This is a genomic window from Tateyamaria armeniaca, from assembly GCF_045797845.1.
In the GTDB taxonomy this organism is placed as follows: Bacteria; Pseudomonadota; Alphaproteobacteria; order Rhodobacterales; family Rhodobacteraceae; genus Tateyamaria; species Tateyamaria armeniaca.
In genome coordinates, this window is sequence record NZ_JBHDIY010000002.1 from 1,008,444 (window position 1) to 1,021,783 (window position 13,340).

The window sequence follows — 13,340 nt, forward strand, 5'->3', positions numbered from 1 at the left end:
TGATGCACGTGACCCTGTCTCGATTTCCCTATTATTCCGCCGCAATTGCTGCTGTGCCGAACTCTGCCAGAATGGCGTCTGCACAGTCGCGCCCGTCCCGGATGGCCCACACGACCAGGCTGGCACCGCGCACGATATCGCCCACGGCATATACCCCGTCCATTTCCGTTTTGCCGGACGTAAACGCCGCCTTGATTGTGCCCCAGCGCGTGACTGCCAGTTCGGGTTGATCCCACAAGGTTGGCAGCGCCTCGGGCTCAAAGCCGAGCGCTTTGATCACAAGGTCGGCTTCTTCGACATAATCCGCGCCTTCGATCACCTCGGGGGCCTGACGCCCTGTCGCATCCGGCGCGCCAAGACGCATTTTTTGCACCATGACGCCGGTGACGCGGCCCGCTGGATCTGCGGGGTTGTCCGCATCGGTCACTGCCAGATCAGTGGCAAAGCCTTTAGGCGCGGACAGCCATTCAAATACTACGCCTTCTTCCTCGGCGTTTTGCACTTCGCGCTGGCTGCCGGGCATGTTGGTCCGGTCGCGACGGTACAGACATTTGACCGACTTGGCACCTTGACGGATCGACGTGCGCACGCAGTCCATTGCCGTGTCACCCCCGCCAATCACAACGACCCGCTTGCCGCTTGCATTGAGACGGCCAGAGTCAAAATCAGGAACCTCGTCACCAAAGCTTTTGCGATTGCTTGCGGTCAGGAAATCAATTGCCTTTTCAACGCCTTGCGCCTGACTGCCGTGCAAGGACAGGTCGCGGGACTTGTAGACACCCGTGGCGATGATCACAGCATCATGTTCTGCCCTGATCGATGTGAAGATGTCCGCGTCGACATCGCAATTCAACTCAAAGGTCACGCCGCCCAGTTCAAGCTGTTCGTTGCGGCGCATCACCACATCCTTTTCCAGCTTGAAGCCGGGGATGCCGTAGGTCAGCAGACCGCCCGCGCGATCATACCGGTCATAGATCGTGACTTGCACCCCGGCCCGGCGCAGCACATCTGCCGCGGCCAGACCACCGGGACCCGCGCCAATGATGCCAACGGATTCAGTACGCTCGACTGCCGGTTTGATGGGCTGCACCCATCCCTTTTCCCACGCAGTGTCGGTAATATATTTCTCGACAGACCCGATGGTGACAGTGCCATGCCCCGACTGTTCGATCACGCAATTGCCCTCGCACAATCGGTCCTGCGGGCAAATACGACCACAGATTTCGGGGAACGTGTTTGTTGCCTGAGATACCTCGTACGCTTCCTGCAACCGCCCCTCGGCAGTCAGGCGCAGCCAGTCGGGGATGTTGTTGTGCAGGGGGCAATGGGTCTGGCAGTAAGGTACACCGCACTGCGAACACCGGCTGGATTGCTCTGCGGCCTTGGCGGCGGCATACTCTGCATAGATCTCGTTGAAATCCTCGCGACGTACCTCCGCGTCACGCTTTTCGGGCATGTCGCGTTCAATCTTGGTGAATTTCAGCATGGGCTGTTCAGCCATCGGAGTCTCCTGCCGGTCAGGGGTGGTTCACGCGCAATAAATGATCTGATCACGGAATAAAAGGCAACCATGCTGACCTATTATAAGATTCTTTTCATGAACCAAGCATGTTGCGGCCCATTTTTCACAATTTTTAGGTCCGTTTCGGACCATTATGGGCATTTGCGTTCAGAATCATGGGCTTGTACACAGACGGTATCACAAGGATGCGCAGGCCATGACTCTTTTTCAACTTCTGATCGTGGCTATCATTCAGGGCGTGACTGAGTTTTTGCCTGTCTCCTCTTCGGGTCACCTTATTTTGTTGCCTGCTTTGACCGGTACACCAGATCAGGGATTGGCGATTGATGTCGCCGTGCATGTGGGCACCTTGTTGGCTGTGATCCTCTATTTTCGAGCTGACGTGAAAATTGCGGCAGGTGGGCTGATACGTCTTGCCAAAGGGCGCATTGATACGCCGGGGGCATTCCTCGCGCTGTGCCTGATCGTCGCGACGATACCTGCCCTGATCGTCGGTCTTGCCATCAAGGCCACAGGTCTGGACGAGGCGATGCGATCTGTCGCCGTGATCGGCTGGACTATGCTGATCTTTGGCCTTGTCCTTTATTGGGCGGATCGTTTTGGCAAGACCACGCGCGGCGCTGGCGACTGGACGCTGAAACACGCAGCGCTGATGGGACTGGCCCAGTGCCTTGCCCTGATCCCCGGCACCTCGCGCTCGGGCATCACAATCACTGCCGCGCGGCAATTGGGGTACGGTCGCGAGGGCGCGGCCAAACTGTCCATGCTGATGTCGATCCCCGTCATCCTCGCCTCTGGCGCGGTGCTGAGCCTGGATGTCATCGGACAAACCAATTGGGCGCTGGCACGTGATGCAAGCATTGCCGCCGCCTTTGCGTTCGCCGCTGCCCTTGGCGCACTGGTGCTGATGATGCGCCTGTTGCGCAGCGTCAGCTTTACGCCTTACGTCATCTATCGGGTGTTACTGGGGATCGGCCTGCTGATCTGGGCCTACGCTTAGGCGCGCAGGTTCTTGGCACTTTCCTTGATCGCATCATATTGGCCCGACGGACGGAAGCGCCACAGATAATCGGGCAGCACGGATTCCATCGCGACAGGTTCGATGCCCAGATCGGCCAGCCCTTTGGCCCGCTCACTCACAACATTGTCACGGCGCAGGTTGCGCACCTGATCACGCGTGATTTGCGCGCGCACCAACCCGAGCGACAAGGTTTGGACAAGCTCGAGCCCAAATGCCATGACGTTTGCAACCGGGAAGGGGATGTTCACAATGGCGCGGCGGCGCCGGATGATATTCAGCATCATGGTCATGAGTGCCCGGAACGATTTCACATCTGGCCCGCCAAGTTCATAGATGCCCGATGCGTCTTTGCCGGTCAGCCCAACCTCGGCCGCCTTGGCGACATCGCCGACATAGACAGGTTGAAACAGCGTGTCCGCCCCAACGACCGGCAGAACCGGACCCATTCGGGTCATACCGGCAAAGCGGTTGAAAAATCCGTCTTCGGCCCCGAACACGATGGACGGGCGCAAGATGACGGCATTTGGCATATGCTGAAGCACAGCGGTCTCGCCCAGCCCTTTTGTCCGCGCATAGTCGCTGTCACTGTCCACATCGGCGCCTATGGCCGAAATCTGCACCATCTTGGTAATTCCGGCCTGCGCGGCCAGACGGGCAACGCGGCCCGCGCCCTCGGCCTGCACAGCGTCAAAGGTGTTTTTGCCGTCTTTTGCGAGAATGCCAACGCAGTTCACCACCGCGTCCGCACCCTGCATGACCTGCGCCACCGATGCGTCATCGCGGATATTGCACAGCACCGGCTCGACCTGACCGACAACGCCATAAGGTTTGACAAAGATCGCCTCGTTCGGGCGGCGCACTGCAACGCGCACGCGCCATCCGGCTTTGGCCATCCGCTGCGCGATGTACCGCCCGACAAACCCCGAACCGCCGTAGATGGTGACCAGTTTGGACATAACCCGCTCCTCGCGCCTGATGACCTCAATTGTCTATCGACACGCCGCAACACAGACAAGACGCCAAATTGGCGCGTTTGCGTGGTTCGTCCGGTCTGACAGTATCCGACCCGAAGCGTTTGTGCACGCGCTCCAACGGGACTGAGAATCGGATTGACAGCCCTAGCCTGTGTGCTTAAACGCCCCCTTACCAACCCGTGCCCAGATGGCGGAATTGGTAGACGCGCTGGCTTCAGGTGCCAGTGACCGCAAGGTCGTGGAGGTTCGAGTCCTCTTCTGGGCACCATATATCCCCAACACTCATATGTATTGCCTGGCGCTGCGTCGTATCAGTTCGTTCTGGGCCATCATTTGCGTGTCCCCCTTTTACGGGCTGGCATGGCCGCGTGCGCGCTTAGTGGTTTTCCATTCGGAATGTACAAAACGCTTCCACGCCCAGTGCACATTTCCTTGTATTAAGACAAAAATACCGTCATATTCAGATATAAGAATTTAATGTGAAGGGAGAGACCATGGGCTTGTCACGCCGTTCTTTTTTGGGAGGTGCCGCCGCCGCGCCTCTGGCTGGTTCTCTACCCCACTTGGCCACGGCGGAAACGTCCCTAGGCTCGGCAACTTTGACAACTGTCAGCGATGGATCCCTCATGTTGCCCGGCAGCTTTATCTTTGACTCAATGCCAAAGGACGAACTCGGTTCAGTTCTGGCGGAGTACGGCCTTTCGGATGACCGGCTGACACCGGAATGCAACCTCGCCCTTTATCGCGACGAGACGAACACCGTGCTGTTCGACGTGGGTTCCGGTCCGGATTTCATGCCCACTGCGGGTACCATTCTGGACAGCCTTGAGGCTGCGAACGTCGCGCCCGAGGATGTAACGCATGTTGTGTTCACCCATGCCCATCCCGATCACATTTGGGGCCTGATCGACGAATTTGACGAACCGCTGTTCTATGATGCCACCTACATGATGGGGCGGGCAGAGTGGGATTATTGGTGGGACCCGGAAACCGTGAAAACCATTAGCGATGCGCGGGCCGCCTTTGCCGTCGGCGCAAAGCGCCGGATGGAAGTGATTGAGGACAGCGTGCAACTGTTCGATGCCGGGCAGGAAATCCTCCCCGGTGTTGCCGCGGTGTCCACACCGGGCCACACGCCCGGTCACATGAGCTTTGAGTTGCGCAGTGGCAGTCAAAGCGCCCTGGTCATCGGGGACGCCATTGGGAATCACCACGTGGCGTTTCGAAAGCCGCATTGGATCAGCGGGTCGGATCAGGATGGTGACCTCGCGGCGGCAACACGCGCGATGCTGTTTGATCGCATCGTTTCCGAGCAAATGCAGATCGTGGGCTTTCACCTGCCTCAAGGCGGGATGGGGCACGTCGATCAGGATGCCGAGGGGTACGTATTTGTGCCCGGGGGGCGTGATGCGCGTGCTGGCTGTCCTTGGGGCATGTCTCGCCCTGCCGGCTTTGGCAAGCGAGGATATCGCGGATCAGTATCCGGGCTCAATGCTCTATTCCAAACCGGTCGAGGTGATACCGCATGTCTGGTCCGCCATCGGTGCGACTGCTCCGCCGACCTACGAGAACAGCGGACACAACAACAACCTCAGCTTTATCGTGACGGGCGATGGCGTGATCGTGATCAACGGCGGCGCCGCGTATCTGCTGGCCAAGGCCCTGCATGACGAGATCAGGGCGATCACCGACCAGCCCGTGAAATTGGTCATTGACGAAAACGGGCAGGGCCACGCGATGCTTGGCAACTCGTATTGGGCGGAACAAAACATACCCATCCTCGCCCACGTGGACGCCGCGCATGAGATTGAGGAAAACGGCCGCCGCATCCTTGAAGGCATGAAGCGCTACAATCGCGACAAGGCCGAAGGCACATCCGTGGCCCCCCGACCCAGACGTTCGAAGACAAACACATCATCGAAATGGGCGACTTCCAGATCGAGGTGCTGCACCTTGGCCCCGCGCACGGCCCTGGCGACACACAGGTCTGGTTGCCAGACCAAGGCCTTGTGATTGCGGGCGACATGGCCTTTCACGAACGGATGCTTCCCATCTTCGAAGACACGATAACGGCCGACTGGATCGAAACGTGGGAGACTGGATTTGAGGCGCTGAATGCAACCTACGTGATCCCCGGTCACGGGCACCCGACCAACATGGATCAGGTGCGACGTTATACGCGCGACTACCTTGTCTACCTGCGCGCACAGATCGGTGCGCATTTGGAGGATGGCGGTGATCTGGCTGACGCATACTACGTCGATCAAAGCCCATATGCCCATCTGGACACGTTCGAAGAACTGGCCACACGGAATGCCGGTCGCGTCTATGAACAGATGGAATTCGAATAAACCACGCCAGTTTGCGCTGCATCAAAGCGGGCGTGCCGCCATGCTGTCACACCGCACCGCAGAAGACGAAGCCGGGGGCGTGTGGTGCTTGAAAGCCTGACAGATCGTTTTGGCGAACCAGCCGTGATGTGCGCGACTGGTCTGTTTGTCGGTCTGTTGTTCGGGGCTGTGGCCCTGCATTCGAAATTCTGCCTGCGTGCTGCTGTCGTCGAGGTGACCGAGGGCCGTCCTGGCCCGCGTCTCGCGATCTGGTTGGTGGCGTTCTTCGCCGCACTCGTGACTGTGCAGACGGCGGTGCTGGGCAAGATTTTGGATACAGGTGAGGCGCGCCAATTGGCAGCGACGGGCAGCCTGTCGGGTGCCATAATTGGCGGTTTGATGTTCGGCGCAGGCATGATCCTTGCCCGCGGTTGTGTCAGCCGATTGCTCGTTTTGTCTGCAACCGGAAATCTGCGCGCCATCGTGACCGGGCTGATGGTCACGATTGTGGCCCAAGCGGCGCTCAGCGGTGTGCTATCGCCTCTGCGAGAGAGCCTCGCCCTGTTGTGGACCGTTCCGGGTGGGTCAGCGCGCAACCTTGCCACGTTGATGGGCATGGGACTTCCAATTCTGACATGTCTCGCCGCTCTGGCATTCTTGGGCGCTTTGGTCTTTGGCCATCTCAATCGCGTACCATGGTCCGCACTTGTCGCCTCGGCACTGGTTGGTGTTGCTGTCTTTGTCGGCTGGGCTGCGACATACGCGATTGCGCAAGTGTCGTTCGAGGTCATCCCGGTCCAGTCCGTCACCTTCACCGGCCCCTCGACCGACACGTTGATGGCGCTTGTCACAACGTCGGATGTTATTCCCACCTTCGGCCTTGGACTGGTGCCGGGAGTTTTCTTTGGCGCGCTTGTGATGGCCTTGATCAAGGGAGAGGCACGCATCCAGCGTTTCGATGCCGATACGCCCATGGAGCGCTATCTGGCAGGCGGTGTCCTGATGGGGTTCGGCAGCATGCTGGCAGGGGGCTGCGCCGTTGGTGCGGGCATGGCCGGAGGGTCCATAATGGCGCTGACAGCGTGGGTGGCCGTGTTCTGCATGTGGCTGGGGGCCATGATCACTCACCGGTGGCTGATACTGCGGTCCCAACAGACCCGTTCGGCCTGACCGGGTGCTACTGCGCCGCCACGGGCATGCGCGACAACTGGCACTGCGTCCACAACGCCTCAAGTGCGGATACCAAACGCTCTACATCTGCGTCGCTGTGTACGGGTGACGGCGTGATACGCAACCGCTCCGTTCCGACAGGAACCGTGGGATAGTTGATCGGCTGGATGTAGATTCCGTGTTCGCGCAGCAACGTGTCAGAGATGAATTTGCACTTGATCGCATCGCCCACCATCACGGGGATGATGTGGCTGGGGTTATTGATATGGGGCAGGCCGATCTCATCCAGTCGCGCGCGCACCTGCGCCACCCTCACTTTCTGCGCGTCACGTTCGGCAGAGCTGTGTTTGAGATGCCGGATCGACGCGGCTGCACCCGCTGCAACAGCGGGCGGCAAGGCAGTGGTAAAGATGAATCCGCTCGCAAAAGAACGCACGAAATCACACAACTCTGCGCTGGCCGCGATATAGCCGCCCATGACACCAAAGGCTTTGCCCAACGTCCCTTCGATCACCGTCAGTCTGTCCATAAGGCCCTCACGCTCGGCAATGCCGCCGCCGCGCGGGCCATAAAGGCCACCGGCGTGCACCTCATCCAGATAGGTCATGGCATCGTAGCGATCTGCCAGATCGCAAATTTCGGCAATCGGCGCGATATCACCATCCATGGAGTAAACGGATTCAAAGGCGATCAGCTTGGGCACGTCTGAGGGCAGTGCTGCAAGTTTGGCCTCAAGATCGGCAATGTCATTGTGCTTCCAGATAATCTTTTGCGCGCGGCTGTGGCGGATGCCCTCGATCATCGAGGCATGGTTCAATTCGTCAGACAATACGATGCAACCGGGGATGCGCGCCGCCAGCGTGCCAAGTGCCGCCCAGTTCGACACGTAGCCCGAGGTGAACAACAACGCGGCCTCCTTGCCATGCAGATCTGCCAACTCGGCTTCGAGCAGCACGTGATCATGCGTGGTTCCGGAAATGTTGCGCGTGCCCCCGGCCCCTGCACCGGTCCGGTCAAGCGCTTTGTGCATGGCGTTTAGCACATCGGGGTGCTGCCCCATGCCCAGATAGTCGTTGGAACACCAAATCGTCACTTCGCCCGGTCCGTTGTGACAGGTGGCAGCAGGGAACGCGCCACGGTGACGCTCAAGCTCTGCAAAGTCACGATAGTTGCCGCTGTCCCGCAGGGCGGTCAGCTCGGACCGGAAAAATCGGAGTAGTTCATCAGTTCTCCACTGCGTCCGCGACGATTCCGGCCAGCAGCGCTTGAACTTGCTGCATCTCACCTTCCGGGTATTCACGGTAGCCAACCATCACGCCATCCGCGTTCTCGGCCACAAAGACGCCATAGGGGCAATGGGCGATATTCATCGGATCGGCTTCCATCACGTCGCGCGACACGACGGCTGAACAAAAAACAAAAATGTCCGCTTCCTTGAAAAGCTGAACATCGCTGCCGACATCCGCGCCTGTACGGTTCAGCATTTCCCCGACATGGCTGACGTAATCAATGACGAGCCCACGATCAACAATCGCGCTTTCCACGGCAAAGGTCGCATCTTCGAAACTGCCATCGAATGGCACCACGACGGAACTGTCGGCATGAGCGGCGTTGGCAAGGGCCAGCGTGACTGCAAGTACGGTCTTTTTCATCATATCCTCCTGATCATGCCGCAGGATAGCGCGGTGCTGTCGGAGGGGCCTTGAGATGCATCAAGGCCCCGCCGCATTCTCAGGCCTTTGCGCCGAACATGTCGGCGGTGATGCCCGCGTACCAGCCTTCGGATTCTTCGTACGTCGCCTTGCGCACATCCGAGGTTTCGCCGGTTTCCGAGATGAACCCATCGACCTTGGCGATCTTTTCGTCGGTGGCCTCGTAGGTTGCCCCAACCTTCACGCCGTCATTGGTGTCAATCAGCGACCAGCACGTGTTCGAGAACTTCGCCGGGAAAACCTTGGATCCGGTCAGCGCACCACGCACAGCATTGGCGCAAACCTTGGCCTGGCTGTTTGCCGAAAAGCCCGATTTGGGCATGTCGCCCTGTTGGCTCGCATCGCCGAGAACGTAGATGTCCGGGTCGGCCTTGGTCGACATATCGGCAGCGTTGACCGGGGCCCAGTTGCCATCGGTCACGCCAGCGATATCTGCGATGCGGCCCGCTTTCATTGCGGGTATCACGTTGCAGACATCCACCGCGGTTTCTTCACCATCAATGGTCATGGTCATTGCAGCCGGATCAACCGACACGACACCGCCGCCAAAGTCTTCGCCAATCCAGTCGATCATGCCGGCGTAGTGATTGTTCCAACCTTCCTGGAACAGCGCCATTTTCGAGAATTTTGCCTTGGGGTCGGCCACAATGATCTTGGCTGTCGGATTGTTGTTTTTCAGATAGTGAGCCACCATAGATACACGCTCGTATGGACCGGGTGGGCACCGATAGGGGTTGGGCGGTGCGACCATTCCAAATGTCCCGCCTTCGGGCATCGCGGCCAGTTGCGCCTTGAGCAGTTCGGTTTGCGAACCTGCCTTGTAAGCGTGCGGCATCGCATTCTGGGCCGAGATGTCCCAGCCGGGTACTGCCATGTCGACAAAGTCGATTCCGGGGCTGAGGATCAGCTTGTCGTATTTCAGGGTGGCACCACCGGCCAGCGTCACCGATTTGGCGTCGCGGTCTACCCCGACGGCCCAGTCATGCACCACGTTCACGCCGCTTGCGGCCAGACCGCCATAGCTGTGGCCGATTTCGTCAATCTCTTTGAACCCGCCAAGATAGAGGTTCGAAAAGAAACATGTGTAATACGTGCGGGTCGGTTCGATCAGCGTGACGTCGACTTCGCCCTTACTGTCCTTGGCGATATAGCGCGCAGCCGTGGCACCGCCCGCACCGCCACCGATCACGACGACGCGCGGTTTGCCGTGCCCGTCCGCCAGCACCATCGGGGCCGCAAGGCTTGCCGCGGCAACGGCAGATGTTCCAAGAAACGTCCTTCTGTTCAATGTCATTTTAGTCTCCTCCCTAATTTGACCTCAGTTTTCGAGGTCTTTGAAATATGCAGCGAGCGCTGCAATCTCGTCGTCGCTCAACCGCCCGGCGATCATCTGCATGACCGGATGATTGCGTTGTTTGCGCTTGTAGGCATGCATGGCCACGACGAACTGTTCTTCGGGCCAAAGCGTGATCGATGGAATCCCGGCATCACCCCCCGCTGCCTGATGGCAGGTCGTGCATTCTCCGCTGAGGTAAGCGCCGTATTCCGGGTCACCCACAAGCGCGAGAATGGCGGGATCAAGGTCATGATCAACGCCTTGCGCCGTCGGGTCAGCCTCGGGAATGTTCGCAGGGTCATCCGAGAACTGACGCAGGAAAGCGATCAGCTGTCTCCTGTCCTCCGCGTTCTTCACGCCGCGAAAGCTCATCCTTGTTCCGCTGGTCATCGCGCGCGGATTCTCAAGAAACACATCAAGTGTGTCTGCGTGCCATTCCAACCCGCCCGCTCCGGCGCGCTGAAAGCTTTTGGAGTACCGGAAATCCTCAAGACCTGCGGCGTTGCGCCCGAACAGGGCATTCAGATGTGGGCCAATCGCGTGCTCTGCCCCTGCGCCAACCTGATGGCAACCTTTGCACTGCTGGAACACTTTCTCGCCCGCCTCAATGTCGGCTGTGTCGGCGTAGAGGGGCGACGATATCAACCCGGCAACAGCGAGTGTAGCGAGATATCGAGACACCCGATCCATCATCACTCGGGAAAGCTTAAGAGGTAAGCGACAATGGCGGCGAGGTCCTCTTCCTTCTTGAGACCTGCAAAGGCCATTTTGGTGCCCGCCATGTAGGATTTGGGATTGGCAAGGAAGGCCGTCATTTCCTCGACCGTCCAAGTTTTGCCCTCTGCGTTGGCCTCAACAAAGCCGTCGGAGTATTTGAACCCGTTGACCGCACCAAAGGTCCGCCCGATGACGCCGTTCAAATGCGGGCCGACCTTGTTTTTGGCACCGTCCCCGACGGCGTGGCACGCCTTGCATTTGCGGAACACTTTTTCGCCCTGCGCAATCAGCGCGTCTTCGCCGGCGGGCTCGGCAGGCGTTGGCGCTGGGTCTGCCGCAGGTTCAACAGCTACGTCGGGTGCGGGTGCTGCAGTGGGAATAAAGGACGGACCCTGCGCGGTGAACGACGGCAAATCATCGACAGTAGCCGGGTTCATGACCGAATTCGACCCGCCCTCGGGTGGCGTTTCAACCAGAAAGACGGACCGCATTTTGATCTGGACCTCTTCCTTGCAGTTTTCCATGCAAGGCTCGGTTCGCCATTCCGAGTATTCCGTGTCAGCCCGATCATCCACGACAAAGCCGTCGGCGTTCGGCATCTCGACATCCATGAACGTCTCGCGGCTCAGAACAAAATCGTCGTCCACCAGATCATTGGAATAGAGAATGTACGCGACGATGGCATAGGTTTCATCCGCCGTCAGCGTACCTGCCGCGCCAAAGGGCATGGAGCGGTGAACATAGTCGTACACAGTCGACAGGTACGGCCAGTAACTACCCACAGTCTTGACCGGATCCTTGTCGGCCAGCGTGTCGAACCCGCCTGCAAGCACGGGCCAGTTGTCGACCCCTTCGGCAAAATCGCCGTGACAGGACGCGCAGTAGTCAACAAAGACTTCCTCGCCTGTCCAGACGTCGCCACTGCCTTCCGGCAGACCACGCCCATCGGGCAGGACATCCACATCCCAGGCTGCGATTTCCTCTGTAAGCGCGGCCCGTCCCAGACCATACCGACCTTCGATTTGCGGTGCAGGTTCGGCGATGGACCCGGCGGCGACCCGCGACTGTGCGGCTACCTGTATCTCAGCAACCTTCACTTCCAGTTCTGCAGCGCGGGCCGCTTCTGCCGCCGCCATGTCTGCGGCCATGTCGGCCTGCGCGGTCGCCTGATCAACGCGCGTTTCCAGCGTGTCGATCTTGTCTGCGGCATAGTCCCTGTTCATCAGGCCAAAGGCGACACCCATGACCAGCGCGGCGCCACCAAGCGCGGGGATGAAAATGTTAGGAGACTTCGACATTCTCGGCGATCCCTTGTGCGTTCACATACCAGGTCTGGATGCAGTTGTTGTGATAGACCGAGTTTTCGCCCCGCTTTTCACGAAGCTGTTCCTTGGTCGGCTGAACATATCCAGTGTCATCAATGGCGCGTGATTGGAGCAGCATCGGTGCGCCATCCCAATCCATGTCCACATAGAAGCGGGTCAGCGCCTTGGTGTCGCCCTGCTTGCCCAGTCGCGCGGTTTCCCATGTGATGCCGCCGTCTTTGGAGACATCGACGCGGGTGATCTGGCCATGACCGGACCAGGCGAGGCCCGAGATGACCAATGGGCCAGCGCCGTGTGTAATCGGCATTTGGGGGCTGGGCGACGTGATGACGGATTTCGCATCCATCTCCCATGTCCATTTGCGGGCCGTGCCGTCCTCAAGCACATCTGTGTACTTCGAGGTTTCCTCACGGCTTTCGACCGCCATGTCGGTCACTTCGATGCGGCGCAGCCACTTGACCCACATGTTCCCTTCCCACCCCGGAACGACGAGGCGCACTGGGTATCCGTGCTCCATACGCAAAGCCTCGCCGTTGGCCTTGAAGGCGACAAGTACGTCGTCCAAGGCTTTGTCCATCGGGATCGAACGGCCGTTCGAGGACGCATCAGCCCCCTCCACATAGACCCACTTGTCGGTGCTGATGTCTGCGCCTGCCTCTTGCAGCAGGGTGCGCAGGGGCACGCCGGTGTACTCCATGTTGTGGATCATGCCGTGGGTGAACTGTACGCCATTCAATTGCGCGCCGGCCCATTCCATGCCCGTGTTTGCCGCGCATTCGCAGAAATAGACGTGGTTTTCGCGCGGGAAGCGCATCAGATCGTCATAGGTGAAGACCAGCGGTTGATCGACCAGCCCGTTGATCATCAGCCGGAAATCCTGCTTGGACAATTCGATTGCCCCCGAGTGGTGGCGTTCAAACGCGCAGCCCTGCGGCGTGATCGTCCCGTCCAACGCATGGATCGGCGTAAAATTAATCGAAGAGATCGGCGACGCGGTCAGCCATTCGACGTTGCGGCGCACCACGTGGCTCTCGAAACTGATCGGCATGCCATAGGGCGTCTCGTCCACGCCGACGCCGGTATAAGACGCCCAATCCTGCAACTCGGTGATCAGCGGATCAGGTCCGTTGGCCGATGCCACCCCCGCGACGGTTCCCGCAGCCACAGCGGCCGAGCCGCGAAGGAAGGCCCGTCGGGATGGTTTGAACATGTCATCCATGGTGAAGGGTTCCC

At 59.3% G+C, this 13,340-nt stretch carries 9 protein-coding genes, 1 tRNA gene and 3 pseudogenes; 5 read left to right on the forward strand and 8 right to left on the reverse strand.

Annotated features, from left to right (window positions below):
- Positions 1 to 31: 31 nt before the first annotated feature.
- Entirely contained in the window at positions 32 to 1,501 is a 1,470-nt protein-coding gene (locus ACERZ8_RS05010) for an NAD(P)-dependent oxidoreductase (protein ID WP_407591037.1), read from the reverse strand.
- A gap of 217 nt (positions 1,502 to 1,718) precedes the next feature.
- Here ACERZ8_RS05010 and ACERZ8_RS05015 point away from each other — a divergent pair, with 217 nt between their 5' ends.
- Positions 1,719 to 2,522 carry an undecaprenyl-diphosphate phosphatase gene (locus tag ACERZ8_RS05015; RefSeq protein ID WP_407591038.1) on the forward strand — a complete coding sequence of 268 codons (804 nt, stop codon included), beginning with the start codon at positions 1,719 to 1,721 and terminating at the stop codon, positions 2,520 to 2,522.
- Here the strand turns inward: ACERZ8_RS05015 and ACERZ8_RS05020 are convergent.
- On the reverse strand, positions 2,519 to 3,499 hold the full coding sequence (locus tag ACERZ8_RS05020; RefSeq protein ID WP_407591039.1) for a complex I NDUFA9 subunit family protein: 981 nt from the start codon (positions 3,497 to 3,499) through the stop codon (positions 2,519 to 2,521). The genes ACERZ8_RS05015 and ACERZ8_RS05020 overlap by 4 nt on opposite strands.
- A gap of 199 nt (positions 3,500 to 3,698) precedes the next feature.
- Here ACERZ8_RS05020 and ACERZ8_RS05025 point away from each other — a divergent pair.
- The 4 genes and pseudogenes from ACERZ8_RS05025 to ACERZ8_RS05040 all read left to right on the forward strand — a co-directional run bounded on the left by ACERZ8_RS05025 (position 3,699) and on the right by ACERZ8_RS05040 (position 7,017).
- Positions 3,699 to 3,785, forward strand: a tRNA-Leu gene (locus ACERZ8_RS05025).
- A 388-nt stretch (positions 3,786 to 4,173) separates the two neighbouring features.
- Positions 4,174 to 4,737, forward strand: a pseudogene (locus tag ACERZ8_RS05030) (MBL fold metallo-hydrolase); the annotation flags it as partial.
- Between the two features lie 187 nt (positions 4,738 to 4,924).
- Positions 4,925 to 5,868 (forward strand): annotated as a pseudogene (locus ACERZ8_RS05035) (MBL fold metallo-hydrolase).
- Positions 5,869 to 5,952: 84 nt separating this feature from the next.
- Positions 5,953 to 7,017 (forward strand): YeeE/YedE family protein, encoded by a 1,065-nt coding sequence (locus ACERZ8_RS05040; RefSeq protein WP_407591041.1) that lies wholly within the window; start codon positions 5,953 to 5,955, stop codon positions 7,015 to 7,017.
- Between the two features lie 7 nt (positions 7,018 to 7,024).
- Here the strand turns inward: ACERZ8_RS05040 and hemA are convergent.
- From hemA to soxC, 6 genes and pseudogenes are all read right to left on the reverse strand, one after another.
- Positions 7,025 to 8,227 (reverse strand): annotated as a pseudogene (hemA, locus tag ACERZ8_RS05045) (5-aminolevulinate synthase); the annotation flags it as partial.
- Between the two features lie 13 nt (positions 8,228 to 8,240).
- On the reverse strand, positions 8,241 to 8,669 hold the full coding sequence (locus ACERZ8_RS05050) for a DUF302 domain-containing protein (RefSeq protein ID WP_407591042.1): 429 nt from the start codon (positions 8,667 to 8,669) through the stop codon (positions 8,241 to 8,243).
- 79 nt (positions 8,670 to 8,748) lie between these two features.
- A complete protein-coding gene (locus tag ACERZ8_RS05055; protein WP_407591043.1) occupies positions 8,749 to 10,023 on the reverse strand; it encodes an FCSD flavin-binding domain-containing protein in 1,275 nt (424 codons plus the stop codon).
- Positions 10,024 to 10,047: 24 nt separating this feature from the next.
- Positions 10,048 to 10,755: a c-type cytochrome gene (locus tag ACERZ8_RS05060; protein WP_407594166.1), complete on the reverse strand. Its 708-nt coding sequence runs from the start codon at positions 10,753 to 10,755 to the stop codon at positions 10,048 to 10,050.
- Between the two features lie 2 nt (positions 10,756 to 10,757).
- Complete coding sequence (locus ACERZ8_RS05065) at positions 10,758 to 12,080, reverse strand: c-type cytochrome (protein WP_407591044.1); 1,323 nt, start codon at positions 12,078 to 12,080, stop codon at positions 10,758 to 10,760.
- Entirely contained in the window at positions 12,064 to 13,326 is a 1,263-nt protein-coding gene (soxC, locus tag ACERZ8_RS05070) for a sulfite dehydrogenase (RefSeq protein ID WP_407591045.1), read from the reverse strand. Before soxC ends, ACERZ8_RS05065 begins: the two co-directional genes overlap by 17 nt.
- Positions 13,327 to 13,340 lie beyond the last annotated feature (14 nt).

Excerpts from the sequence above, each read along its gene's own strand:
- ACERZ8_RS05020 (WP_407591039.1), bottom strand. The coding sequence starts at position 3,499 with ATGTCCAAACTGGTCACCATCTACGGCGGTTCGGGGTTTGTCGGGCGG.
- ACERZ8_RS05015 (WP_407591038.1), top strand. The coding sequence starts at position 1,719 with ATGACTCTTTTTCAACTTCTGATCGTGGCTATCATTCAGGGCGTGACT.
- ACERZ8_RS05065 (WP_407591044.1), bottom strand. The coding sequence starts at position 12,080 with ATGTCGAAGTCTCCTAACATTTTCATCCCCGCGCTTGGTGGCGCCGCG.
- ACERZ8_RS05050 (WP_407591042.1), bottom strand. The coding sequence starts at position 8,669 with ATGAAAAAGACCGTACTTGCAGTCACGCTGGCCCTTGCCAACGCCGCT.
- soxC (WP_407591045.1), bottom strand. The coding sequence starts at position 13,326 with ATGGATGACATGTTCAAACCATCCCGACGGGCCTTCCTTCGCGGCTCG.
- ACERZ8_RS05060 (WP_407594166.1), bottom strand. The coding sequence starts at position 10,755 with ATGGATCGGGTGTCTCGATATCTCGCTACACTCGCTGTTGCCGGGTTG.
- ACERZ8_RS05055 (WP_407591043.1), bottom strand. The coding sequence starts at position 10,023 with ATGACATTGAACAGAAGGACGTTTCTTGGAACATCTGCCGTTGCCGCG.
- ACERZ8_RS05010 (WP_407591037.1), bottom strand. The coding sequence starts at position 1,501 with ATGGCTGAACAGCCCATGCTGAAATTCACCAAGATTGAACGCGACATG.